Genomic DNA, 24,787 nt, shown 5'->3' with positions numbered 1-24,787 from the left:
GAAATTGACAATGGTCAATCTATTCGATGGCAGTATGCGGGCGCGGCTCGCCGGCATGCGTGATGGCGACCTCTTCGCCGGCTTTGATCCGCGTGTCCGCATTGGCCGGGGTCGCGCCGGCGTCGCGCGACGCCGGGGCTCGATACCAGTGTTCCGCGGGCACGACCTTGGGCTCGTCGGGATCGCCTTCGTAAGCCGGCGTCATGATCTGCACTTGGTACTCGTTGAAGACGTCGATGATGTGGCGGTGCAGTTCCGCATAGGTCTTGGCGATCTTCTGCGTGTCGCGCACGTAGACGTTCAATTCATACGTGACGGCAAAATCCCCCAGTTTGGTCAACAGGACGAAGGGCCCCGGCTCCGCGAGCACGCCAGCGGTTCGTCCGCCCGCGGTGTGCAGCATGGCCTCGACCTGCCGCCAGGGAACTTCGTAGCCGATGCCGATGGTCGTATGCAGGATCAGCCCCTTGGCGCCAGCGAGCGAGCTGTAGTTCGTGACGTCGCTATTGAGGATCTGCGAATTCGGAATCGTCACCTCTTCGTTCTTGTTCGTGCGCAGATGGGTCACCTGGAGACGGACGGCCACGACCTCGCCAATCACGTCCCCTACCTTCACCCGGTCCCCCACCTTGAAGACTCGCCGGTACGTCATCAGGTAGCCCGCAATCAGATTGGAAATCGCGGTAGACGAGCCCAGCGACACCACCAGGCCGATGAAGATCGAGATGCCCTTGAAGGCGGCGGTCTCGGACCCGGGGATGTAGGGATAGGCCACGATGAGGGCGAACGCCAGGATCAACACGCGAACCAGCTTGTAGGTGGGCAGGGCCCATTCAGGCTCGAACTGCGTGAACGCCACGCGGTGCTCATCAACGGCCTCGAAGAACCGGCGCGCCCGCCGCAGGAAAAATCGGGTCAGGTAGAAAATGACGATCAGGATGAGCAGGTCGGGGATGACGACAGCAAGCGAGTTTGCAAGCCCCTGCGCCGCGCCGAAGGCCAGATCGAACAGGCCGTTGGATGCGGCGCGCGTCCACGGAAAGAGCGCCAGCACGTAGTGCAGATAGGCATACACCGACACCACCAGGGTCGCAATGCCGATGGCGCGCACCACGCCGTGCAAGGCCTTCCAGATGGTGTCCGAGCGCAGCACCTCGAAAGACTGGATGCCCACGGCCCGAACCCGACTTTTCAGCAGTCTCGACAGGGCCCGATCCAGCCACCGGTTAAGCATCAGCAGTACGGCGATTGCTATCGCCAACAGGGCCGTGGCGGCCGCGCTATACAGCCCCGCCTTGAGCAGCGCGTCGGTCGTCCGGGCCTGCCGATACTCATCGATGGCCTGCTGGATCCGGATCAGATGCAATGCAGCAAGATTTTCGCGGCTGGTCTGCTCAAGCACGGCATCGGCATCCGTCACGATCATCACCGCGGTCTTACCCGCCAGGATGACGGTGCCATTCTGAACCGCTTCGGCTTTCAACGCAGCGCTGGGCAAAGAGCGGTCCGTCGCTACGTCCTCGATCCTTGCTCTGATGCCCTCGGCGCGCTTGCCGGCCGGAAAGGATGACAGGCCCCTGACCGTGAAGAGGGTGTGGCCATCGATCTGCACGGGCGCGGTTTCCAGCGTCAACTCGGGGGAAGCAGACGCGTCTGGCCGGGCATCGTCGGCGGCGGCCCCCGCGGGCGGCGTCGACATCAGGAACAACGCTATGAAGATGGACAGGCAGAATTTGCGAATCATTGTTCTCTCCCGCATCGCCGAGTCCACGCGTCAGTCACGCGTTCAAGCCGGACTGATGGCGACCTTCAGTACGTTGTCCCGTTGGTTGGCGAAGAGGTCGTAGGCGTCGTTGATCCGGTCAAGCGTGTACCGGTGCGTGACCATCTTCGCCAGGTCCAGACGGCCTGACTCCAGCACGCTCATGAGCCGGCGCATCCGTTCCTTGCCGCCGGGACAAAGCGCGGTGTTGATCCGGTGGTCGCCCAGCCCCGCCGCGAAGGCGGACAGCGGAATCTTCAAGTCGCTGGAATAGACCCCCAGGCTCGACAGCGTGCCTCCCGGCTTGAGCACGCGCAGCGCGGACTCGAACGTGCTTTGCTGCCCCAACGCCTCAATCGCCGAATCCACGCCCCTGCCGCCCGTCAGGCGCAGGATTTCATCAACGACGTCGCACTCATGGAAGTTCAGCACCGCATCCGCGCCCCAGCCGCGCGCCATTTCCAGGCGCTGCGCATTGCCGTCCACGGCAATGATCGTGGTGGCGCCCAGCAGCCGCGCGCCTGCGGTCGCGCACAGCCCGATCGGCCCCTGCGCAAATACCGCCACGGTGTCGCCGATGCGGATGTGTGCGTTCTCTGCGCCTTTGAAGCCGGTGGACATGATGTCCGGACACATCAGCACCTGTTCATCGCTCAGGTTGTCCGGCACCGGCGCCAGATTGCCCTGCGCATCGGGAACCAGCAGGTATTCGGCCTGAGCGCCATCGATGATGTTGCCAAAGCGCCAGCCGGCCGTGGCACGGTATCCATGGCAGCCGCATGCGCCGCTGGCCACCAGGTAGCTGCCATCCTGCGACGGCGCGCGATCCTGCGCCGCATACGAATTGAAGTTGGGGCAGATCGCGCCGGCGATCACGCGTTGGCCCTCGCGGTAACCCGTCACGGCGCTGCCCAGCTTTTCGATGACGCCCACCGGTTCATGGCCGATCGTCAGGCCCGGCGCAACGGGGTATTCGCCCTTGAGGATGTGTATGTCCGTGCCGCAGATGGTGGTCGTGGTGATTTTGATCAGCGCGTCGTTCGGCCCCACGTCGGGGATGCGCTTCTCGCGTATCTCAATGCGCCCCGGACCCGCGAAGACAAGGGCTTTCATCGTTGTTTCCATGTCCGATCTCCTGCTCTGCACTGACGATTGCTCAACGGCCAACGCGGGGTGAAGGCGCTACTCGATCTTCACCGTCTTGTTGCGGCCGCCTGCCGCCTTGGGCAAGGTCAGGACCAGCACCCCGTTCTCGCAGACCGCCTTGGCCGCCGCCTCGTCAATCGGGCTGGCCAGCGGCACCGCACGCCGGATCTGCCCCCAGAAACGTTCCTGTCGAACGACGTTCTCGCCTTCTTTCGTTTCACTCTGCTTTTCCTTGTTGGCCGAGATCATCACGGTGTTGCCGTCGATTTCCACCGATATGTCTTTCTTGTCGATGCCGGGGACTTCGGCCTTCAGCACATACTTGTCGCCCGCATCCGTCACATCGATGTCCATCCGCGGCGCCTGTTCCTCCAGGCTCTGCCGGACCGGTCGAAGAAAGGCGTGAAAGACGTCCGAAAACGGTTCACTCGAAAATGGGCTGTAGGGGGTCAAGCGCGACATGGCCATCTCCTTGGCATGGTGAAAGAGGCGCGGATGCATCGGCACCCGCGCTATACATGGTGCGCCCGCGCGCCGCGAGGCAGTTGACGATTGTCAATGAGAAAACGGGGACAAGATTCCTGAGTGGCGCAGACCTTTCAGCGAGCCCTTGCAGGGCCTGTCCCAGCTCTCCGGTGTATGCGGACGAACATTGACGAGCGTCAATTTGCATCGGGGCATCCGCGCGATGATAAGGAACGCGGGGCCGTGCGCCCCGGCATCCCACTCTGTCGGAGGCGACGTGAAAAACGTACTTATCCCCGTGGATGGATCGGGCAACTCCCTGCGCGCCGTGCATTACGTGGTCAACCATGTCCGCGAACACGGCCCCTGTTCCATCCATCTGCTCAATGTGCAGGCGCCTATCGTCTCCGGCACGATCCAGGCCTTCTTCGAGCCGGACGCGATCCAGGAGTACTACGACGACGAATCCAAAATGGCGCTGGCCGATGCCGAGGCGCTGCTGGACCGCTCCGGCATCGTCTATCAACGCGCCTTGCGGGTGGGCGATGTCGCCGAGTCCATCAAGGCCTACGCCACCGAGCAGGGTTGCGACCATATCGTCATGGGGTCCCGAGGGATGGGCGCGGCCGGCAGCCTGCTGCTGGGATCGACCACGCTGAAACTGCTGCACTCCATCCATATCCCGGTCGTGCTGGTGAACTAGGCAGATCGTCATGGCCGCGCCAGCGCCGGCACGCGATCTGTTCTCGATCGGCCTGGACCTGATCAAGGACCCGATGTTCGCCCTGCTGCTGGCGGGTGGGCTGCTCTATTCGATCCTGGGCGCCTGGCACGAGGCCGCCCTGCTGCTGCTGTTTGTGCTGGTCATTTTCGGGTTGACGGTTGGCCAGTCCTTGCGCACGGCCCGCCCCCTGGAAACCTTGGAACGCCTGGCTGCGCCGCGCGCCCTGGTGCTGCGCAATGGTGTGCGCAGCTGGGTCGCCTCCGTCGAGCTGGCGCCCGGCGACTGCGTGTTGCTGGCCGAAGGCAACCGGGTTCCCGCGGATGGTCAGCTGATCGACGGGGACGGCCTGATGGTGGACGAGTCCCCGCTCACGGGGGAATTCCAGCCCGTCTTCAAGCGGATACCCACCCCGCCCGGCGCCGATACGGATGCCCAGATGCTGGGCGGATCATTGGTGCTGGCCGGCACCGGCGCCATGCGCGTGGAGGCCGTGGGTGACGACACCCGGCTGGGATCGCTGGGCCTGCCGATGCGGGAGCTGACTCCCGAACGCGCGCCCCTGGAATCCCAGACCCGCCGCTTCATCCTGCGTTTCATGTGGGTCGGCCTGCTGCTGTCGGTCGTCACCTGGGCCTTGTACGTCTATATGCGCGGAGGCTGGTTCGAAGGCTTGCTGGCGGGCATCGCGCTGGCGATGAGCCTGCTGCCGCAGGACTTCCCCGTCATCGTGACGATTTTTTCGGCGATGCAGGCGCAGCGCATCGCGGGCCAGGGCGTGCTGGTGCGCAAATTGAGCGTGGTCGATACGCTGGGCAAGACCACCGTGCTGTGCACCGACAAGACAGGCACGATGACCACGACCACCATGGCCGTATGCGAGCTGGTTGTCGGCCCCTTGCGCATGAACGCCGCCGATCTGGCCGGTGCGGCAGCGGTCGAACCGCCGGCTGCGATCAGGACGCTGATCGATACGCTGGCGCTGGCCAGCGTGCCCGATTCCGGCGACGCGATGGAAGATGCGTTTCGGCGCTTGGCCGGGCAGCTCACGCATGGGCAAGCTGGCGAAGGTTCAAAGAAACTGGTGAAGGCCTATCCGTTCTCGTCGGCGCGGCTGGCGGTGGTGCATGCCTGGGCGTGCGCGGACGGCGAGCCTGTCCTGCTGGTGTGCAAAGGCGCGCCGGAAGCTGTCTTCAAACTTTGCCGGCTGGACCCCGCGCAAATCGCCACGTTGGAAGCCGAGGTCCAGCGCATGGCCGATGAAGGCTTGCGGGTCTTGGCCGCCGCCTGCTCGGGTGGATTCATCGATGCGCTGCCTGAGCAGCCCGACGGTCTGCCGCTGCAATTCGCGGGCTTGGTCGGCTTGGAAAATCCCTTGAAAGAAGGCGTCAGCCGCTCGGTCGCTGCTTGTCATGAAGCCGGCATCCGCGTCCTCATGCTGACGGGCGACCACCCGTCCACCGCGCGCGCCATCGCCCGGCAAGCCGGCATACCCGCCGAGCTCGTCGCCGAAGGCGCAGATCTGGAGCGCGAGAGCGACGAACGCCTGGCCGAGCTGGTCAAGCGCATCAGCGTGTACGCGCGGGTCAAGCCGGAGCAGAAGCTGCGTCTGGTCCAGGCGCTCAAACAGGAAGGCGCAATCGTCGCCATGACGGGCGACGGCGTCAACGACGCGCCTGCCTTGCGCGCGGCGCACGCCGGCATCGCCATGGGCGTGCGCGGCACGGATGTGGCGCGGGAAGCGGCGGACCTGATCCTGACGCGCGACGACTTCTCCGACATCTTGAACGCGATCCGGCAAAGCCGCCGGCTGTTCGACAACCTGTCCAAGGCGATCGTCTACATCGTCGCCGCGCATGTTCCGATTGCCGGCCTGGTGATCCTGCCCTTGCTGATGGGATGGCCGGAAATCTTGCGGCCCGCGCATGTGGCCTTTCTTGAAATCGTGATCGGACCGCTATGCGGATTGGCATTCGAATCCGCCGCCGCCGAACCGGACCTGATGCGCCGCCGTCCCCTGCCCGTCACCAAACCTCTGTTCTCGGCAGCGACCTTCCTGGCCGGCGTCGTCCAGGGCCTGACGTTGCTGGTCTTTGTGGCCGTGCTGTACGGCTGGCTCCAGCACACTGCCTTGCCTGCGGACAGCGCCCGCGCCACCGCCTTCTGCGCGCTGGTGCTTGGCAATCTGGCCTTGATGATCAATAACCGCGTCGCGCATTGGCAGCGCAACGGCATCTGGGACGGCGCGATGCGGCTTGCGGTGGCGGCGACGCTGACCCTCTTGGCGCTCGCGTTGGAGTGGTCGGCGCTGCGCGCCCTGTTCGCCTTCGGTCCGCTGGGATTGAGAGGCTGGGCCGCCGCCTTGTTGACGGCGGCAGCCGTATGGCTGGTTGCATGGCCGCTGCGCCGTTGCGTGCTGCGCTCGTGGAGGCCGGTGCAAGCTTAGCGCGACGGGACTCGCCCCCTTTATTCCGATCCAGCGAAATGCGGCGACTGTCCGAAGTGCTCGATCAAGAGTTCGGTCAACACCCGTATCTTGCGTGCGGGATGTTGTCCGGGTGGGCGAATGACGTAAGCGCCCGCAGGAGGCGGCGGGTAGCGGGTCATGACGGGCACGAGCGCGCCCGCGACCACGTGCTCGTGCGTCAGGCAGTCGGGCAGATAGGCAATGCCCAGGCCCGCCGCCGCAGCAGCGACGAGCGCCGCGCCGTTGTCTGCCTTGAAGCGCCCTTGAGGACGGACCGAGATGGTCTTGTCGCCGTCCAGGAACTGCCAGGCTTCCGTGCCTTGCATCAGCGCTTCATGCGCGATCAGGTCCTCGGGCGTGTCGGGCGCGCCATGCGCCTGGATGTACTGCGGGCTGGCAAGCAGCTTGCCGTGGATGGGGCCGACGCGTCGGGCGACGAGGTTCGAATCTTGCAGATAGCCGACCCGGATCGCGCAGTCGTACCCTTCGGCGATAAGGTCCACGAAGCGATCGCTGTAGCAGGTCTGGACATGCAGGCTGGGATGGCGTCGCGCCAATTCGGCGACCACGGGCGCGAAGTGCGTCAGGCCGAAAGACACCGGCACCGCCACGCGCAGGCGTCCGCGCAGTTCGCCTGCGGGCAGGATGGCCTCGCGGGCCATGTCGATTTCAGCGCAGGCGCGCGCGGCGTGGTCGCGGAACGTGGCGCCGGCTTCCGTCAGCGCCGCGCCGCGTGTGGATCGCGCCAACAGCTGCACGCCCAGCTCCGATTCCAAACGCAGCAGGCGGCGGCTGACGATGGACTTGGACACGCCAAGCCGCAGCGCGGCGGCCGAGACGCCCCCGGCGTCGGCCACTTCGATGAAGGTCTGTAGTTCTTCAATATCCACGGTAGCGTTTCCCCCCGGTTCGCGACGCAGTTCGCCGCAGAATAGCACTGCCGGATGACGGCCAGAACCCTGCCATCCCGCACGTCCCACCGCTTGAATACAGCGTTCCCCGTTGTGCGACACAGCTCGCCGGGAAACGTCACTACCGCATCCCATTCGACAAAAACATAATGATCGTCCCGGGAATCGTCGCCACAAGCGCACGCTTGCCGGGAGGCAACTTCCCATCACCTTTCGCAAACCAAGCAAACCAGGGATCACTAATGACTTTTCGCAATGGCCTCGATTCGCTGCTCCGTCCTGAAGATTCGGTACTTGTTCTGATCGATCATCAGCCTTACCAACTGACCAACCTGAACAGCCACGACCCGCATGCCGTGGTCAACAATTCGACGGCGTTGGCCAAGGCGGCGAAGGCGTTTGGCGTGCCGACGATTCTGACCAGCGTCATCGCCGACCGGGGCGGGCGCATCTTCCCGCAGATCACGGATGTGTTTCCGGGTCAGGAAGTGATCGACCGCACGCTCATCAATACCTGGGAAGACAAAAAAGTCGTTGACGCGGCCAAGGCCACCGGCCGCAAGCAGTTGATCATCGCCGGCCTGTGGACCGAGGTGTGCGTCGCCATGCCGGCGATTCAGGCGGCCGGCGAAGGCTGGGATGTAACGGTTATCACCGACGCGTCGGGCGGGATCTCGGTCGAATCGCATGAAGTGGCGCTTCAGCGCATGGCGGCCGCTGGCGTCAACCTGATGACGTGGCTGGCCGTGGCCGCCGAGTGGCAACGCGATTGGGCGCGCGTCGAAACCGCCGGCGCGCTGACCGATATCCTGGTCGCCCACTGCGCCGGCAGCGGCATTGCGTATCTGTGGGAGCAGCAGCTGCTGAACACGCCGGCGCCCGCCAACGCCGCCTGATCGTATCGGGAACGGCCCTGCGCATGCGCGATCATCGGCACGCGCGTGATGCGCAGGGTCACTCCGGGCACGGCAGTTGCGCATGACGTTTTGAAACGTGTCGTGCCGCGATGACATTGCCTCGGCAAAAAAGAGCGCGATAAGCTGAACCACGCGCAACGCTTCAATTTTTCTCACACTGCTGCCGCCACTTTCCACGCGGCACGAATGCGCGTTCACCACCCCGCCTGGCCCGTCGGCCTCGTGCTTCATCCACGTCATGAGGTGACTGAACCAATGTCGAAACCTGTTCTGTTGATGGGTGGTACTGGCTCCATCGGTAGCTTGAGCGCCCGCGCGCTACGCGCCGACGATCTGGCGCTGGGCGTCAGCATGATTCTTGAACGGCTGGCCGGGTTGGACCGCGCTGCGCCGTCCCCGCCGGGCTTGTACTTTCCCTTCCAGCTGCGCGATCACGACGCTTGCCTGTCGTGCTTGCAGGCCGACGGCGGCGGCCTCATCGCGCGGGATGCTCAATGATCCCGACGCGCGCATCGCAACACAAGGCCATGATCCCAAGCCGTTACCTGGCGGCATCGGGCTTTGCGCTGATCGCCGTCTGCTACGGCTTTGCCCGCTTCTCCTTCGGGCTGTTCCTGCCGGGCATCGATGCCGAACTGAGCCTGTCTTCAACCTTGAGCGGCTTGATCTCTGGCGGCGCATTTCTGACCTACTGCATCACGGTCATCTTGTCTGCATGGCTGACGGAGCGCGTGGGCGCCCGCTATGTCGCCATCGGCGCTGCGTTGATCGCGGCGGCGGGGATGGCGGGCATTGCCATGGCGCCTTCCGCGCCCTGGCTGGCCGGCGCGGTGATGTTGGCCGGGTCCAGCACGGGACTGGTTTCACCGCCGTTGGCGGCGGCGGTGGCGGCGGCAGTGCGACCGGATCGCCAGAGCGCAACGAACTCGATCATCAATGCAGGCACGGGCGCGGGCGTGGCCTTGTCCGGCCCGGTGGCCTTGCTGATGGGCGCGCAATGGCGTCTGGCTTTCGCGGGGTTTGCCGCCATCGCCATCGGCATGGCCTTCGCCGTGGCATTCACCGTGCCGCAACGCACGCACAGCCCGGGTAAGACCCGTCACGGCATGCCAGCGCTCGATAGTGCGATTCGACGCCTTATCGCTGCGTCCTTCCTGACGGGCGCGGCCAGCACGGCGCTATGGTCCTTTGGCGGTCAGCTTGTCGCGCTGCGCCTGGACTGGAGCGGCCCGCGCGCGGGCCTGCTGTGGATCGCCATCGGCGCGGCCGGCATCGCCGGCGCCGGCGCAGGCGCGGGCATCGCGCGATTCGGCATCGACCGCGTGCACCGCGTCTTTCTGACGGCACTGGCGACCGGCATTCTGCTGGTGGGCCTGGACGGCACGTCACCGGCGCTGACGCTAGGCGGCGGGCTGCTGTTTGGCGCGGCCTACATCACGCTGACGGGCGCGTATTTGCTATGGGGCGTGGCGGCGCTGCCCGAGCGGCCCGCCACCGGCGTGATGATCGCCTTTCTGGCGCTGGCGATCGGCCAGACGGCGGGCGCGCCGATATTCGGCATGCTGATGGACGGGTTGACGGCCAATCATGCCGTGATCGCTTTTGCGTGCCTGGCGCTGTGTGCCGGTTTGTCGCGCGCGCAGGGCGCGGGCTTCACGCCGCACATGGCGCAGGAAGACAAAACCGGATGCGAGCCGATGCCCTGCCGTATCGACCGCTGACGCGCGCGGCGACGGCCGCCCTATCCCGCGCGCCCATTTGTCATCGATCCACCGAGCGCATGTCGCACGTCGTCTCGGCCGATGCGCAGACGCCACGAAACCACGCCCGACCGCGCGTGCGGTCCTGCTCGGCCAGAGGCTCCCACTTGTCGCTGTTGCGCATCTCGTAGTCCAGCAGCAGCCACTCGCCGTCGCAGGCCGCGATGCCGCGCAACGTGGCGCGCTCGGTGAGCCAGTCGTCACGCAGGTCCAGCAGCCGCTCGCTGCCGGCATCCGGCCGCGCGTAGCCCCGGGCCGACTGTATGCCGACCTGCGCATCGCCGGCTTCGATCCAGCCTGCTCCCTGATACACGGGCCGGGGCAAGTTGGCGTCGCCGGTGCTCATCTCGTCGCTGGCGTTGCGGATCTTGAGCCAGCCGTCACGCGCCTCGATCACATCGAACGTCACGCTGTACACGTCGGCAAGCGGATTGGGATGGTCGCCGCGGGTCGTGGGCAGGCTGCCGACGACCTGGGCTGTGGCAGACGGGGCCGCGCGCACCTGAATCGCGGGCTTGTCGTTCGTGGTCCAGGCCGAAAAGGCGCACGACGTCGCGCCGGGCGGGGACCACGCGGGCGCAGCGGGCGTCGTCTGAGCGACGAGGGCGGGTGACAGCGCCAATGCGGCAAGGCCGAAGAAAATCCGTCGAACGGTCATAGCTAGGTTTGTGCCGGGGGATGCAGCGCAGTCTCGCATCCGTTGCGCGTTTGGTGACATCCAATGCGAAACAAACGCAACAATAATTTACGCCCCGTGGACCGATGCGCCGTCGAACCCGAATGACGGGCTGTGACCGGACGCGTTGCCGCACCCGGTCCGACACGCGCGTCGCGCCAGCATAACAACGGGCTGCCCGCGCGAACCGATACACCGCGGGCTGTCGCGCAGGCTCGGCAGTGCCGCAGCCGCGCAATGTTTCACCGGCGATTTGTCTATTGCGCCGCGTTTTCTGGCGGGTAGCATGCGCGCTCAATCATTCGACTTCCGTCATACCAAGGACCGAACCCATGACGCTGCCGCGACCGCGTATCGCCTTCTCCGCCCTGACCCTTGCGCTGGCCCTGTCGGGATGTGTGACCCAGCCCTATTCCAGCGGCGAGGGCACGATGGACGATCCGCGTTATGCGCAGTTGCTGGACCTGATCGACGAGGCGCTCAAGGCGGACATGGCCGTGGTGCTGGTGGCCGACCTGATGCCGCACGCCACGCTGAACCAGGTCGAATCGATGACCAAGTGGACGGGCAACACGATCTGGATGCACGAGCAGATGCCGAAAATCACCTTCGGCCGCAAATTCCAGAACAACTCGCTGCAACGGGACAAGTCGGCCACCTATCTGTTCAAGTCGTTCGAGGTGCACATCCTGCCTCCCGGCAAATACCTGTTGACCGGGGGCGACGATTACAAGCTGAACGCCTTGCTGGATCAGGTGGGCGCGCGCAGCGGCCCGGTCGGTTCGGGTCGGGGCGCCAATGGCACGGCCTATCTGTCGCCGGAGCTGTATCGCGAGTTCTACAAAGAGACCAACTGGCACGAAGGCAGCACCAGCACCCAGCTCAAGACGCGCACGGTCTGCACGGCGGTGCATCGCGGCACGGGCGCCTGCGTCAGCTGGGGCGAACAGCAGTACACCGAGACCTCGCAAGGCAGCCGCGCGGGCTATTACGAAGATACGGACTCGCGCGACATTCCCGCCATCAAGGTGCAGTCGCGCGTGCCGCCCAAGCTGGCGCTGGCCAGCTTTACGCTCAAGGGCGGGCAGTTGGTGCTCAGTCAGCGGCTGCACATGAAGACGCCCAGCTACAAGTACAAGCAGTCGGCGTGCCGCGCGGTGGATCCCAAGATGATCGAATGCCCGCTGGAAGACTTCACCGTCTACACCTGGCCGGCGCCGATGGACTTCACCCGCAAGCTGATCGCGCAACGCACCAACCTGAGCGATGCGCACCGGCAATTGCTGTCGACCTTGCAACCCATGCAGATCACGCCGCTGGGCAAGCGCGGCATGGAAGATCCGGTCTGGGGCGTGCCCTTGTCGATGGACAGGACGAAATAAGGCCGACGCGGACCAGTTCACGCCGGCCCGGCTCGCAGTATTCTTGGCGAGTCCGCCCCTGGGAGCACCTTCCTGTCACAGCAAAAATCGATACGCCGCGATCTCTGGATCCTCTGGCTGTGGATCACCCTTGTGGCGATGCTGCTGGCCAGCCTGCTCGTCGTGCTGGTGCGCCAGGGCGCGGGTCCGCAGATCGAACGCGCGCGCAATCTCGCCTCGATCACCTGCGAAGCGCTGCGCGCGGGTTCCGGACGGCTGCATCTGACCGTCCCCGCCACGCCGGGGCCGGCCGGTGCGCCGCCTGCCCCGCATCCCCTGCCTGGCGCACAAGCCATCCTGGATCTGGCGCTGCGCGATCGGGCCGGCATGGAAGGCGGATTCTGGCAGGCGGGTGCGGGCGTTGTCGCCTACGCATTTCCGACTTATGACGGCACCGGCATCAAGCGCGATCCGCCCAGCGCGGAGCTTGAACGCATCGGTGCGACGGCGCAGCGCGCGCTGGATTCGGCGGGCCTGGTCACCGACGTGCGGCCCGGGTTGCGCGAAGCCGTGGTCTTTGCCGCCTGCCCGGCCGAGAGCCAGCCGGACGCGCTGGCCGCCTGGACGCTGACCCGCGTGCCGCTCATCGGTTCGGACGTCATCAACTCGCTGATCCTGGCGGTCAGCCTGCTGTTGAGCATGGTGGTGGTGTCCGGCATCTGGCTTGACCGCACCTTTGCCCGCTGGCGCCGTCAGTCCGGCCAGTTGCAGCAGCAATTGCAGCAGGCCGAGCGGCTGGCCACGCTGGGCCGCATGTCGGCGGGCCTGGCGCACGAGATCCGCAACCCGCTGGGCACCATGCGCATGAAAGTCGAAAACGCGTTGGCCGCGCCCGAACCGGTGCGCGAAGCGCGCGTGGCCGGCGCCTTGCAGACGGTGCTGGCGCAGACCGAGCGGCTGGAATCGCTGGTGTCCAGCCTGCTGGCCTTGACGCAGCCTTTCCGCGTCGACCGCCGGCCGCTGGATCTGCCCGCGTTCCTGGAGGAACGCCGCCATGCGCACGCGGCGGCCGCGCAGCAAGGCGGTCAGCGCCTGACCCTGCCCGTCGCGACGGAGCCCGATCTTGCAGCCGTCCGCGCCTGGTTCGACCCGGAGCAGATGGCGCGGGTGTTCGACAACCTGTTGCTCAACGCCCTGGCGCACACCGGCGCGGGAGGCGCGATTGAATTGGGCGCGGCGCGCAGTGCGCGCGGCGACCTGCTGTTGTGGGTGGCCGATGACGGCTCCGGCGTGCCCGGCGAACTGCGCGACACCTTGTTTGAACCTTTCGCCACGGCGCGTACCGGTGGCTCGGGCCTGGGCCTCGCGCTGGTGCGAGAGATCGTGCAGGCGCACGGCGGCCAGGTCAGGCTGGCCGAGACCGCGCGCGGCGCGCGTATCGAGATGGAGTTGCCATGGCCCGCGTCCTGATCGTCGATGACGACACCGCGTTTCGAGACAGCTTGTCCGAAACCTTGCATGACCTGGGCCACGACGTGCTCCAGGCGTCATCGACCAGCGCCGGCCTGAACCGGCTGCGCACCGAGGCGGTGGACGTGGCCATTGTCGACCTGCGCATGCCGGGCGAGGACGGCCTGGTTTTCCTGCGCAAGGCGGCGCTGCTCGGGCCGGTGCCCTGCATCATGCTCACCGCCTACGCCAGCGGCGACAACACCATCGAGGCCATGCGCCTGGGCGCGTTCGATCACCTGGCCAAACCCATCGCGCGGACCGCGCTGGTGCAGGCGCTGGAGCGCGCCTTGCAAAGCGCGCGCGGCGCGGCGAACGCGCCAGAGGCCGATGCCCCCGACGACGACGATGTCGAACTGGTCAGCGGCAGCGAGGCCATGCGCGACGTCTTCAAGCGCATCGGCATGGCGGCGCGCAGCGATGCAACCGTGCTGGTGCTGGGCGAAACCGGAACCGGCAAGGAACTGGTGGCGCGCGCCCTGCATCGCAACAGCGCGCGCGCGGCCAAGCCGTTCGTGGCCGTCAATTGCGCCGCCATCCCGGCCGAGCTGATGGAAAGCGAATTGTTCGGCCACGTCAAAGGCGCGTACACGGGCGCGACCAGCGACCGCGCGGGACGGTTTCGGGAGGCCGAGGGCGGCACGCTGTTTCTCGATGAGATCGGCGACATGCCGCTATCGACGCAGGCCAAGATCCTGCGCGTGTTGCAGGAACGCGAGATCACGCCCGTGGGCGGCGCGCGGGTGGTGCCGGTGAACGTGCGCATCGTCGCCGCGACGCACCGCGACCTGCCCGCCGCCGTCGCGGCTGGCGCGTTCCGCGCGGATCTCTGGTACCGCTTGCAGGTCGTGCCGATTGCGCTGCCGCCCCTGCGCGAGCGGCCGGGCGACGTGCTGGCCCTGGCCGAACATTTCCTGCGCCGCATCGGCGATGGGGTGGCACGCCGCCTGACCACCGCCGCCGCGCAGCGGCTGCTGGCCCACTCCTGGCCCGGCAACGTGCGCGAGCTGCGCAACGCCATGGAACGCGCGGCGGTGCTGTGCCATGGCGTGGCCATCGAGCCCGAACACATCGGCCTTCACATGCAGGACGCGGCGCGGGGGGTGGGGGAACTTGCCCCCGACGTGGCGACGGGGCTTGCGCTGGACGGCACGCTGGCCGAGGCGGTGGCGGCGCTTGAACGCACCATGATCCGGCGCGCGTTGGACGCCGCCCAGGGCAATCGCGCCGAAGCCGCGCGCCGCCTGGGGCTGTCGCGCCAGCAGCTTTACCGCAAGCTGGCCGAACACGGCCTTCAATGAAAGTGTCCGCTGCGGTGACACCCTGGTGTCGCCGCATCGGACACCTGGAACCGCGAAAATTCCCAAACCCTTGATCTGAATGGAATTTTGTCCTGGCACGGCATTTGCATCCACCGTAGATGTCATCCCCCGTCGTGCAAGGAGTTCCATCATGTCCCGATTCACGCTTTCCATTCTTGCGATTGCTCTGTCCACCGGCGTGGCGCACGCCGTGCCCGCCCAACCGGCTCCCGGCGCTCCACCGCCGCCCGCCCCGGCACTGGCGGACCCGGCCGCGCCGTCGGTAGCCCAAGGGCAAGTCCAGCGGCTGCTGATGAACCCCTACGGCGAGGTCGATGGCTTGCGTCTGGCCGACGGCACGCTGGTGCAGTTTCCGCCGCACATGTCCGATGCGCTGACCGCCGCCGTCAAGCCGGGAGACAGCATCCGCGTCATCGGTCGCGCGCAGACGCCCGGCAGCGTCAAGGCCGACGCCATCGTCAACACCTCGAACGGGCAGACCCTGTATGACACGCCGCCGACGCCGGGCGCGGGCCGGCCGCTGCCGCCGCACCTGAAGGCGCAGGCCCTGCATCCGCAGAAGGTCGAAGGCCAGGTCGATGCGGTGCTGACCGGTCCGCGCGGTGAAACCAACGGCGTCATCCTGACCGACGGCAGCATCGTCCGCTTCGCGCCCGACAGCCTGCGCCAGCCGGTGCAACCCGGCGCGCCGTTCGCAGCAGAAGGCTTGGGCACGCAGAACGCGCTGGGCACCTCGCTTGAGGCCGTCAGCATGGGCACGACGCTGTCTGCGCTGCAACCGCTGTACAACCGCGCGCCCTGAGCTTTCCACCCGCCGCGCCCGGCCCGGGCCGCCCCCTTTGACACAAAAAAAGGCGGCGGTCCGCTCCTTCCCCTCTCGAACCGCCGTCGACATGTCGCCCAAGATCCTGCCCATCCTCCTGCTGCTTTGCTCCAACGTGTTCATGACCTTTGCCTGGTATGGCCACCTGAAGTTCGGCGACCGGCCGCTGCCCCTGGTCATCCTGGTCAGCTGGCTGATCGCGCTGGCCGAGTATTGCTTCGCCGTGCCGGCCAACCGTATCGGCCACAGCGTCTATAACGCGGCCGAACTCAAGACCATGCAGGAAGTCATCACGCTGACGGTGTTTGCGGTGTTCTCGGTTTTCTATCTGGATGAACGGCTGACGCTCAATCATCTGGTGGGCTTTGGCTTCATCGGCCTGGGGGCGTTCTTCGTCTTCAAGGGCCCCTTGAACTAGGAGTCAATGATGACGCCCTCGCACACGCAAGCGCGTTCGCTGCAATGGCTGTCGGGCGTCAACTTCTTTCTGGCTGACGTGCGCGACGGGCTCGGCCCCTTCCTGGGCGTGTTCCTGTTGAGCCACGGCTGGCGCGCCGACGACATCGGCTACCTGATGACCGCGGCCGGGCTGGCGGGCATGCTGGCCACGACGCCGATGGGCGCATGGGTGGACGCGTCGCGGCGCAAGCGCGGCCTGCTGGCCGGCGCAACCATCGTCCTCATCGCCAGCAACCTGGCCTTGTGGGCCTGGCCCGTGGCAAGCGTGGCCGCCAGCACGCAGATCCTCGCCGCTATCGTCGGCGCGCTGTTCGGCCCCGCCATCATGGGGCTGACGCTGGGCATCGCCGGGCCGCGCGGGCTGCCCCGGCAACTAGGCCTGAATGAAGCCTGGAACCACGCGGGCAATGTGGTGGCCGCCGCGCTGGCCGGGCTGGCCGGCTACCGCTGGGGGCTGTCCGCCGTGTTCGTGTTGATGGTGTTGATGCCGCTGGGCGCATTCGTCTGCCTGTATCGGATCCGGTCGCAGGACATCGATCACGACGTCGCGCGCGGCCTGGAGCCGGCCATTGCATCGGAAGGCGCCGCCGCGCCCCCGCCGTCGATGTGGCGGGTGCTGGCGGGCTCGCGCGAACTGCGTCTGGTCGCGCTCACCATGTTGCTGTTCCACCTGGGCAACGCCGCGATGCTGCCCTTGCTGGGTCAGGCCACCATCGCGCGCGGGCAGGCGGACCCCAGCGCCTATACCGCGCTGACCATCATCGTGGCGCAGTTGGTGATGGTGCCCGTGGCGCTGCTGTCCGGGCGCTACGCCAAGCAGCATGGCTATTGGCGGCTGGTCGCGCTGGCGTGCGGCGTGCTGCCCTTGCGCGGCCTGCTGGCGGCCGCCTGGCCTTCACCCTGGGCCTTGATTCCGGTGCAGGTCATGGACGGCATCGCGGCCGGCCTGCTTGGCGTGGCGCTGCCCGGCCTGGTGGCCTTGCTGCTGCGCGGCACCGGCCACGTCAACGCCGGGCTGGGCGCCATCATGGCCATCCAGGGAATCGGCGCGGCCCTCAGTCCGGCCGTGGCAGGCTGGGTCGCGCAGCGCTATGGGTATGGATCCGCCTTCCTGGTGTTGAGCGCCATCGCGGCGGCGGCAGCGGGTGCCTGGATGCTGAACAACCGAGTCCGGGGCGAGGCGGACTCGGCGCAGGCAATGCAGCCCGGCCCATAAACGAATCGGCCGGGCCGCATAGAGCACAACGTCAGTTCACCGTGATGCTCGCGTCTTTGATCAGCTGCGCAAAGCGCGGCACATCGCGGGCGATCAGCGCCTGGAATGCGTCCGCGCCCTGCTGCGGGCCGTCGGGCGCCTGCGCCGCCAGCTTGTCCAGCGACTCGCGCACGCCAGGGCTTTTCAACGCGGCGGCCAGGGCCTGCTCCAGGCGCGCAATCACGGCGGGCGGCGTGCCGGCCGGCGCGGCGATACCGTTCCACACGCTCATGTTGAAGTCGGGCACCCCCGCTTCCGCAAAGGTCGGCACGTCGGGAATCTGCGGCAGCCGGGAGGCAGAGGCCACGGCAAGCGCCGTGACCCGCTTGCCTTCATGGATGGGAATCATCGTGACGGTCTGGTCGATCACCGCGTCCACCGTGCCGGCCATCAGGTCGGCGATGGCCGGGCCTGCCCCCCGGTACGGAATCTGCATGCCCTGCGTGTGGGTCACGTGCATGAAATAGGCGGCGGCAATGTGGCTGGTGGATCCCGAGCCCGCGTTTCCGAAGTTCACGTCCGCGCCGTTCTTCTTCAAGCGCGCCACGAAGTCGGGCAGCGTGGTGATGCCGCTTTTCTTGCTGACGGACAACACCATCGGCACCGTCGCCACCAGGCCGATGGCGCGCAGGTCGCGGCGCGGGTCGAACTTGCTCTTGGGATAGAGCGATGGCGCAATCGCCAGCGAACCCATATTGCCGAACGTGATGGTGTAGCCATCGGGCGCGGCGCGGATCACGCGTTGGTTGCCGATCATCGTGCCGCCGCCGCCCATGTTTTCCACCACGACGGTCTGCCCCAGGTTCTCGCCCATGGCCTGCGCCACGATGCGGGCCAGGCCGTCGGTGGACCCGCCCGCCGCATACGGCACCACCATCGAAATGGCGCGCGTGGGGTAGTCCTGCGCCGAGGCGTTGGCGCCAAGCGCAATCAAGCCGGCGCCCAAAGCCGCCAGTACAGTCTTCTTCATGGTTTGCTCCTCGCTGTTTCGGCCGGCAACAACCGGCCCTCCGCCTTGTCTTGGCGGTTTTTGTGATGCAGGTTGAAAAGGCGGCGCGGCCGGTGCCGCGCCGTCAGGAAGGGGACTAGCTTTTCTTGCCGGCCAGCTCCACGCCGGCCAATTGCTCGGACAGGCGCGCAACGGCGGTATGGTCCTGACCCTTGCCCAGCGTCTTGCCGGCCGAGGCCCACAGCTCGCGGCACAGCGAGGCGAACGGCGTCGGCGTGCCGGTATCCGTGGCGATGCCCAGCGCGATGCCCAGATCCTTGACCATCAGGTCCAGCCCGAAGCCGGAATTGAATTCACGCGACAGCACGAACTGCTTGAACTTCTTCTGCGTGGAATTGTTCATGCCGGTGGACGCGTTCAACACATCCACGATCACATTGGGATCCAGGCCGAACTGCTGGCCGATCAGCATCGCTTCGACGCCGATCAAGAAGCCGCCCGCCGACACCAGGTTGTTCAGCGCCTTCATGGCGTGGGCGCTGCCCACGTCGCCGACAGCGGTAATCGACGTGCCCATCGCGGACAGCGCGGGCCGCACGCGATCCAGCGTGGCGGCGGGACCGCCGAACATGATCGCCAGTTCACCGGTGCGCGCGCGCGGCACGCCGCCCGAGACGGGCGCGTCCACCATCTGGCTGCCCGCGGCAGCCACGGCCTGCGCCAGCCGCTGCGTGTGCGCCGGCACGCCCGAACTCATTTCCACCACCACGCTGCCCGGCTTCAAGCCGGCCAGCACGCCCTGCTCGCCGCTCAACACCTGTTCCACGATGGCGCTGGTGGGCAACATGGTGAAGACGATGTCCGATTGCGCGGCCAGCGCGGCGCAGGTGGCGGCGGCCTGGCCGCCGACCTCGCGGGCAAACTTGTCGGCCTGGCCGGGCACGGCGTCGTACACCGTCACCGCATAGCCCGCCTGCACCAGCCGCGCCGCCATCGGCCAGCCCATGCTGCCGATGCCGATCAGGCCAACGCGTTCTTGCGCCGCGCTCATGCTTGCTGCGCCTTGAAGGCGCCCTCTTCTTCCAGCACCTGGTTGGCGACCTTGAAGGCGTCCAGGCCGGCCGGGATACCGCAGTACACGGTCGCTTGCAGCAGGATTTCCTTGATCTCTTCAACGGTCACGCCATTGTTCAGCGCGCCTTTGACGTGCAGCTTGATTTCGGCCGGACGGTTCAGCGCCGTCAGCATGGCCAGGTTCAGCATGCTGCGCGTCTTCTTTTCCAGGCCCGGGCGGCCCCAGGCGTAGCCCCAGCACCATTCGGTCGTGATGTGCTGGAACGCCATCATGAAGTCGTTGGCGCGGGCCAGCGAACCGTCCACGTACTCAGCGCCCAGCACTTCGCGGCGCAGCTTCAGGCCTTCGTCGAACAGGGCCTGGGTTTCGGATTTGGTGTCTGCCATGGATTCCTCGTTGGTGATGGTGACGGGCTTCAAACCGGGCGTCTGCTCGATCTGGTTTGAGCGATTGTCAGCCAATTTTTGTCGGAACGTCAATAGTCAGATTGTCGGACAATCTTCTTGACTGCTTAAAAAATGAGCACAATAATGCGGCAAAGCGCCGGGCTGGCTGCCGTGCGCCTCAACCCACAAAAGCCAGGAGACAAGCAATGAAAAGCAACCCCAAACAGGCCGTGCGCCCAGGGCGCCGGGAATTTGTCGCTGGACTGGGCGCGGTGGCGCTGGCGGCCGCCCTGCCCAGGCCGGCGCTGGCCGCCCCGGCCGAAATCAATGTCGGCGTGATCCTGCCGCTGTCGGGCGCCAACGCGCAGTTCGGCATCAATTCGCGGCAAGGGCTGGAGCTGGCCGCCGACGAGATCAACGCGGCGGGCGGCATCAAGTCGCTGGGCGGGGCCAAGCTCAAGCTCATCATCGCGGACGCCACGTCGCAGCCCACCACCGCCGCCACCGTCGCGCAGCGCCTCATCACGCAGAACCGCTGCGTGGCGCTGATCGGCGCGTACGCCTCGTCGCTGACGCTGGCGGTGTCCGAAGTCACCGAGCGCCGCGGCATCCCGCTGTTGACGATGTCGTTCTCGGACGTGCTGACCGAGCGCGGCTTCAAACACATCTTCCAGGTCGTCTCCAAGGGCTCGGTGCTGGGCCGGGCGCAGTACGACTATGCGGCTTCGGTCGTGGCGGGCGCGTCCGACATCAAGAAGATCGCGCTGCTGTACGAAGACACGGCCTATGGCACCTCGCAAGCCGTGGGCGTGCGCAACGCGGCCAAGGCCGCCGGCGCGCAGATTGCGCTGGATGAGGCCTACCCGCTGGGCATCACCGACGTCACGCCGCTGATCAGCAAGCTGCGCGCGTCGGACGCCCAGATCGTGTTCCCGATTTCCTATCTGAACGACAGCCTGCTGATCATCCGCGTGATGCGCCAACAGCGGCTGACGGTGCCCATCGTAGGCGGCGCGGCGGGCTATGTGATTCCCGACTTCGCCAAGGCGCTGGGCCAATATTCCCAGGCCGTGCTGTCGATCGCGCCCGCCAATTACGACCAGGCGCCCGAATACACCGAGCGCTATCGCAAGCGCTTCGGCACCTTCATGCCGCACGAGGCGCTGGAACACGCGGTGTGCGTCGGCGTGCTGGCGCAGGCTCTGGAAGTGGCGGCATCCGACAAGCCCGAAGCGGTCTCGCAGGCGCTGCGCGCCAAGAAGTATGACCAGGGCTGGGCCGGCGTAATGTCGGGCGGCGGCGTGCATTTCGACGCCAGCGGCCTGAACACGCTGGCGCAACCCATCATGGTCCAGTGGCAGAACAACGAGCTGGTCTCGGTGTGGCCGCAGGCGCTGGCCAAGGGCCGCGTCATCACCGCCAGCTGAACGCGCAGCGCATCTCGGAGGACTGTCATGCAATTCTTGCAGGCGCTGGTGGACGGCATTTTGCTGGGCGGCGTTTACGCGGTCATCTCGATCGGGCTCACGCTCGTTTTCGGGGTGGTGTCCATCGTCAACTTCGCCCAGGCCGAGTTTCTGATGGTGGGCATGTTCGTCGCGTACTTCGCGTGGAAACTGCTGGGGCTGGATCCGCTGATCGGATCCTTGCTGTCCTTCGCGGTGGCTTTCGTGCTGGGCGTGCTGACTCAGAAATTCCTGATCAACCGGGTGCTCAAGGCGCCTGCGGTGGCGCAGATTTTCCTGACGGTGGGCCTGCTCATCGTCATGGAGAACCTGGCGCTGATCCTGTTCGGGTCCGAGTTCCGCTCGGTGCAGACGTCCTATCAGATGACGGCGCTGGCGCTCGGCCCGATTCTCTTTAGCGCGCCGTATCTGCTGGCCTTCACGGTGGCCTCGGTGGCCGGGCTGACGCTGTGGTGGGTGCTGAAGAAAACCTGGTGGGGCATGGCGGTGCGCGCCACCGCCCAGGACCCGATGGCCGCGCGGCTGTCAGGCATCTCCACCCATCGCGTGCATCAGTTGGCCTTCGGGCTGGGCGTGGGGCTGACCGCGCTGGGCGGCGGCATCATCCTGCCCTACCTGACCGCCTCCACCACCGTCGGCGCGCAGTTCAGCGTGCTGATGTTCACGGCCGTGGTGCTGGGCGGCCTGGGCAGCGTGATGGGCGCAGTGGTGGGCGGCATCGCGGTCGGCGTGATCCAGTCGCTGTCCTCGTTGGTGCTGCCCATGCAATTGCAGAACCTGGTGCTGTTCGCGATCTTCATTCTCGTCCTGGCCGTGCGCCCGGAAGGTCTTTTGAAAAGGGCTGCATGATGGCCATGACTCGACAATCCCTGCCCTGGGCCGCGCTGCTGGCCATTGCGCTGGCCGCGCCGTGGTTGATGGAAGACCAGGGCTACGGCATCCGCGTCCTGACGCTGGTGCTGCTGTTTGCCGCGATGGGCCAGTCCTGGAACATCGTGGGCGGCCTGGCCAACCAGATTTCCCTGGGGCACGCGGCGTTCTTCGGCCTGGGCGCCTATACCTCTACCCTGCTGCTGATGCGCTACGGCATTTCGCCGTGGCTGGGCATCGTGGCGGCGATGGCGGTGGCGGCGGTGGCCGGCGCGCTGCTCAGTCTGCCTACCATGCGCTTGCGCGGCCACTATTTCGCGTTGGCCACGCTGGCCTTCGGCGAGGTGCTGCGCGCCATCGCCAACACCTGGGCGTCGGTGACGCGCGGGCCGGTCGGGCTGTCCATCCCCTACTCGGAAGGTTTTGCGCAGATGCAGTTCAAGTCCAGCATCCCGTACTACTACCTGATGCTGGGGGCCGCGCTGATCACCTCGGTGGTCTTCGCGCTGATCAGCCATTCGCGCCTGGGTTACCGGCTGCGCGCGGTCAAGGCCAATCCGCAGGCGGCGGAAGTGATCGGCGTGAACACGGCGCGCACGCGCATTCTGGCCGCCGTGATATCGGCCGCGTTGATGGGCGCCTGCGGCACGCTGTATGCGCAGTTCATCTACTTCTTCGACCCCGACACGGTGTTCTCGCTGGTGGGCATTTCGGTGCGCGTCGCGCTGATCTGCATCATCGGCGGCGTGGGCACGGTGGCCGGCCCGCTGATCGGCGCGCTGGTCATCATCCCGCTGGAAGAAGTGTTCAACGATTGGCTGTCAGGCCACACGGCGGGCGTGTCGCAACTGGCGTTCGGGCTGATCCTGATCGCCATCATCCTGATCGAACCGCGCGGCCTGTCGGCGTTGTGGACGCGGCTGCGCAACCTGACGCGAGGCCAGCATGCCTGACATCCTGAAGGTATCGAACGTGCAGCGCCGCTTCGGCGGGCTCAAGGCAGTGGACAACGTATCGTTCAGCGTGGCGCGCGGCGACATCCTGGGCCTGATCGGCCCGAACGGCGCGGGCAAGACCACCTTGTTCAACCTGCTGGTCGGGCTGTACGCCAGCCAGGGCGGGCGCATCGAACTGGACGGCGAGGACGTGAGCGGCCTGCGCCCCCACCAGATCGCGGCGCGCGGCATGACCAAGACCTTCCAGAACGTGGCGCTGTTTCCCGAGATGACGGTGCTGGACAACGTGCTGGTGGGCGGGCTCTTGCGCCATGACGTGCCGCGCGCGCGCCAGCTTGCCCGCGATAACCTGGACCGAGTCGGCCTGTCGGCCATTGCCGCCAAGCCGGCCGGCGAACTCTCATTTCCCGAACAGGCGCGCGTGGAACTGGCCCGCGCGCTGTGCACCGATCCCAAGGTCTTCCTGCTGGACGAGGTGATGGCGGCGCTGAACGAAACCGAAATGGACGCGCTGCTGGACCTGATCCGCACCTTGCGCGACGAGGCCGGCATCACCTTCATCGTGGTTGAACATCACATGCGCGCCATCATGCGCCTGTGCAACCGCATCCTGGTGCTGTCCTTCGGCCAGAAGATTGCCGAAGGCAGCCCCGCCGCCATCGCGTCCGATCCCACGGTGATCGAGGTCTACCTGGGCAAATCCATGGAAGAGTCGGAGGTGGCCGCATGAGCCTGTTGCAGATCCAGGGGCTGACGGCCTCGTATGACCGCAGCCCCGTGCTGCACGAGGTGTCGCTGGACGTGCCGGACGGCGGCTTCATCGCGGTGGTGGGCGCCAACACGGCGGGCAAGAGCACGCTGCTGCGCTGCATCTCGGGGCTGCTGGACAAGGTCAGCGGCCGCATCGTCTTCGATGGCCAGGACATCCTGCGCCTGCCCGCGCACCGCATTCCGGAACTGGGCATCGCGCACGTACCCGAAGGCCGCCACGTTTTCCCCGACATGACGGTCGAAGAAAACCTGTACCTGGGCGGCTACACCCGGCGCCACGACGCGGCCGGCCTGAAGCGCATGTGCGAGCGCATCTATGCGCTGTTTCCCCGGCTGCGCGAACGGCGTCGCCAGCATGCGGGCACGCTGTCCGGGGGCGAACAGCAGATGGTGGCCTTCGGGCGCGCGCTGATGCTGGAGCCTCGCCTGCTGCTGCTGGACGAACCCAGCCATGGGCTGGCGCCCAAGATCGTCGAGGAAATGCACCAGGCGATGATCGACATCCATCGCAGCGGCCTGACGATCCTGCTGGTCGAGCAGAACACCCGGCTGGCGCTGTCGGTGGCGCAAACCGCCTACGTGCTGCAATCGGGATCGATGGTGCTGTCCGGCCCCAGCGATGCGCTGCTGGAAGACAGCCGCGTGCGCACCGCCTACCTCGGGCTATAGCGATGGCCGGGCGGCGGGATATATTGCGTCTTTACGTTTCACCGGCGGTTCGCCGTGGACGGGCCACAAGCCCTTGCCGCGCGCGTGCCCC

At 66.5% G+C, this 24,787-nt stretch carries 24 protein-coding genes; 16 read left to right on the top strand and 8 right to left on the bottom strand.

Features of this window, described 5'->3' with window-relative positions:
- Window positions 1-19 precede the first annotated feature (19 nt).
- From API01S_RS23615 to API01S_RS23605, 3 genes are read right to left on the bottom strand one after another with little or no spacing between them, the layout of a single operon-like run.
- Window positions 20-1,744, bottom strand: coding sequence for a mechanosensitive ion channel family protein (locus tag API01S_RS23615; protein WP_156487166.1), 1,725 nt, complete (start codon window positions 1,742-1,744; stop codon window positions 20-22).
- Between the two features lie 42 nt (window positions 1,745-1,786).
- Complete coding sequence (locus tag API01S_RS23610) at window positions 1,787-2,887, bottom strand: NAD(P)-dependent alcohol dehydrogenase (protein WP_061306273.1); 1,101 nt, start codon at window positions 2,885-2,887, stop codon at window positions 1,787-1,789.
- Window positions 2,888-2,944: 57 nt separating this feature from the next.
- Window positions 2,945-3,409 carry an Hsp20/alpha crystallin family protein gene (locus API01S_RS23605; RefSeq protein WP_409360615.1) on the bottom strand — a complete coding sequence of 155 codons (465 nt, stop codon included), beginning with the start codon at window positions 3,407-3,409 and terminating at the stop codon, window positions 2,945-2,947.
- A 241-nt stretch (window positions 3,410-3,650) separates the two neighbouring features.
- Between API01S_RS23605 and API01S_RS23600 the strand changes: the two genes are divergently transcribed.
- Together API01S_RS23600 and API01S_RS23595 are read left to right on the top strand one after the other, a co-directional pair.
- Window positions 3,651-4,076 carry a universal stress protein gene (locus API01S_RS23600; protein WP_167351735.1) on the top strand — a complete coding sequence of 142 codons (426 nt, stop codon included), beginning with the start codon at window positions 3,651-3,653 and terminating at the stop codon, window positions 4,074-4,076.
- A gap of 10 nt (window positions 4,077-4,086) precedes the next feature.
- A complete protein-coding gene (locus tag API01S_RS23595; RefSeq protein ID WP_061306272.1) occupies window positions 4,087-6,540 on the top strand; it encodes a cation-translocating P-type ATPase in 2,454 nt (817 codons plus the stop codon).
- A gap of 20 nt (window positions 6,541-6,560) precedes the next feature.
- Here API01S_RS23595 and API01S_RS23590 read toward each other — a convergent pair whose 3' ends face one another.
- Entirely contained in the window at window positions 6,561-7,451 is an 891-nt protein-coding gene (locus tag API01S_RS23590) for a LysR family transcriptional regulator (protein WP_061306271.1), read from the bottom strand.
- A gap of 263 nt (window positions 7,452-7,714) precedes the next feature.
- Between API01S_RS23590 and API01S_RS23585 the strand changes: the two genes are divergently transcribed.
- The 3 genes from API01S_RS23585 to API01S_RS23575 all read left to right on the top strand — a co-directional run bounded on the left by API01S_RS23585 (window position 7,715) and on the right by API01S_RS23575 (window position 10,110).
- Window positions 7,715-8,368, top strand: a complete 654-nt coding sequence (locus API01S_RS23585) for a hydrolase (RefSeq protein ID WP_061306270.1) — start codon at window positions 7,715-7,717, stop codon at window positions 8,366-8,368.
- 276 nt (window positions 8,369-8,644) lie between these two features.
- Window positions 8,645-8,887: a hypothetical protein gene (locus API01S_RS23580; RefSeq protein ID WP_156487164.1), complete on the top strand. Its 243-nt coding sequence runs from the start codon at window positions 8,645-8,647 to the stop codon at window positions 8,885-8,887.
- A gap of 29 nt (window positions 8,888-8,916) precedes the next feature.
- Window positions 8,917-10,110 carry an MFS transporter gene (locus API01S_RS23575; RefSeq protein ID WP_061306417.1) on the top strand — a complete coding sequence of 398 codons (1,194 nt, stop codon included), beginning with the start codon at window positions 8,917-8,919 and terminating at the stop codon, window positions 10,108-10,110.
- A gap of 40 nt (window positions 10,111-10,150) precedes the next feature.
- Here API01S_RS23575 and API01S_RS23570 read toward each other — a convergent pair whose 3' ends face one another.
- Window positions 10,151-10,807, bottom strand: coding sequence for a hypothetical protein (locus API01S_RS23570; RefSeq protein WP_061306268.1), 657 nt, complete (start codon window positions 10,805-10,807; stop codon window positions 10,151-10,153).
- Between the two features lie 350 nt (window positions 10,808-11,157).
- Here API01S_RS23570 and API01S_RS23565 point away from each other — a divergent pair, with 350 nt between their 5' ends.
- The 6 genes from API01S_RS23565 (at window position 11,158) to API01S_RS23540 (ending at window position 17,515) form a co-directional block, all read left to right on the top strand.
- Window positions 11,158-12,207 carry a hypothetical protein gene (locus API01S_RS23565; RefSeq protein ID WP_061306267.1) on the top strand — a complete coding sequence of 350 codons (1,050 nt, stop codon included), beginning with the start codon at window positions 11,158-11,160 and terminating at the stop codon, window positions 12,205-12,207.
- Between the two features lie 138 nt (window positions 12,208-12,345).
- Window positions 12,346-13,656, top strand: a complete 1,311-nt coding sequence (locus API01S_RS23560; RefSeq protein WP_061306266.1) for a sensor histidine kinase — start codon at window positions 12,346-12,348, stop codon at window positions 13,654-13,656.
- On the top strand, window positions 13,641-14,996 hold the full coding sequence (locus tag API01S_RS23555; RefSeq protein WP_061306265.1) for a sigma-54-dependent transcriptional regulator: 1,356 nt from the start codon (window positions 13,641-13,643) through the stop codon (window positions 14,994-14,996). Before API01S_RS23560 ends, API01S_RS23555 begins: the two co-directional genes overlap by 16 nt.
- A 151-nt stretch (window positions 14,997-15,147) precedes the next feature.
- Complete coding sequence (locus API01S_RS23550) at window positions 15,148-15,819, top strand: hypothetical protein (RefSeq protein WP_061306264.1); 672 nt, start codon at window positions 15,148-15,150, stop codon at window positions 15,817-15,819.
- Window positions 15,820-15,910: 91 nt separating this feature from the next.
- Entirely contained in the window at window positions 15,911-16,258 is a 348-nt protein-coding gene (locus API01S_RS23545) for a DMT family protein (protein ID WP_050730686.1), read from the top strand.
- Window positions 16,259-16,267: 9 nt separating this feature from the next.
- Window positions 16,268-17,515, top strand: coding sequence for an MFS transporter (locus API01S_RS23540; protein WP_061306263.1), 1,248 nt, complete (start codon window positions 16,268-16,270; stop codon window positions 17,513-17,515).
- Window positions 17,516-17,546: 31 nt separating this feature from the next.
- Here the strand turns inward: API01S_RS23540 and API01S_RS23535 are convergent, their stop codons facing one another.
- From API01S_RS23535 to API01S_RS23525, 3 genes are all read right to left on the bottom strand, one after another.
- Window positions 17,547-18,524 carry a Bug family tripartite tricarboxylate transporter substrate binding protein gene (locus API01S_RS23535; RefSeq protein ID WP_061306262.1) on the bottom strand — a complete coding sequence of 326 codons (978 nt, stop codon included), beginning with the start codon at window positions 18,522-18,524 and terminating at the stop codon, window positions 17,547-17,549.
- A gap of 115 nt (window positions 18,525-18,639) precedes the next feature.
- A complete protein-coding gene (locus tag API01S_RS23530; protein WP_006220866.1) occupies window positions 18,640-19,554 on the bottom strand; it encodes an NAD(P)-dependent oxidoreductase in 915 nt (304 codons plus the stop codon).
- Window positions 19,551-19,964: a carboxymuconolactone decarboxylase family protein gene (locus API01S_RS23525; RefSeq protein WP_061306416.1), complete on the bottom strand. Its 414-nt coding sequence runs from the start codon at window positions 19,962-19,964 to the stop codon at window positions 19,551-19,553. The genes API01S_RS23530 and API01S_RS23525 overlap by 4 nt, the downstream gene beginning before the upstream one ends.
- 206 nt (window positions 19,965-20,170) lie before the next feature.
- Between API01S_RS23525 and API01S_RS23520 the strand changes: the two genes are divergently transcribed.
- From API01S_RS23520 to API01S_RS23500, 5 genes are read left to right on the top strand one after another with little or no spacing between them, the layout of a single operon-like run.
- A complete protein-coding gene (locus API01S_RS23520) occupies window positions 20,171-21,391 on the top strand; it encodes an ABC transporter substrate-binding protein (RefSeq protein ID WP_050730682.1) in 1,221 nt (406 codons plus the stop codon).
- A gap of 27 nt (window positions 21,392-21,418) precedes the next feature.
- Window positions 21,419-22,279, top strand: a complete 861-nt coding sequence (locus API01S_RS23515) for a branched-chain amino acid ABC transporter permease (protein WP_006220869.1) — start codon at window positions 21,419-21,421, stop codon at window positions 22,277-22,279.
- 5 nt (window positions 22,280-22,284) lie between these two features.
- Entirely contained in the window at window positions 22,285-23,253 is a 969-nt protein-coding gene (locus API01S_RS23510; RefSeq protein ID WP_254598624.1) for a branched-chain amino acid ABC transporter permease, read from the top strand.
- Window positions 23,246-23,986, top strand: a complete 741-nt coding sequence (locus tag API01S_RS23505) for an ABC transporter ATP-binding protein (RefSeq protein ID WP_050730681.1) — start codon at window positions 23,246-23,248, stop codon at window positions 23,984-23,986. The genes API01S_RS23510 and API01S_RS23505 overlap by 8 nt, the downstream gene beginning before the upstream one ends.
- Window positions 23,983-24,696 (top strand): ABC transporter ATP-binding protein, encoded by a 714-nt coding sequence (locus API01S_RS23500; protein ID WP_061306261.1) that lies wholly within the window; start codon window positions 23,983-23,985, stop codon window positions 24,694-24,696. Before API01S_RS23505 ends, API01S_RS23500 begins: the two co-directional genes overlap by 4 nt.
- Window positions 24,697-24,787: the final 91 nt, after the last annotated feature.

The organism is Achromobacter piechaudii NBRC 102461 (assembly GCF_001571245.1).
In the GTDB taxonomy this organism is placed as follows: domain Bacteria; phylum Pseudomonadota; class Gammaproteobacteria; order Burkholderiales; family Burkholderiaceae_B; genus Achromobacter; species Achromobacter piechaudii.
This window is presented reverse-complemented; position numbering and strand designations above follow the sequence as displayed.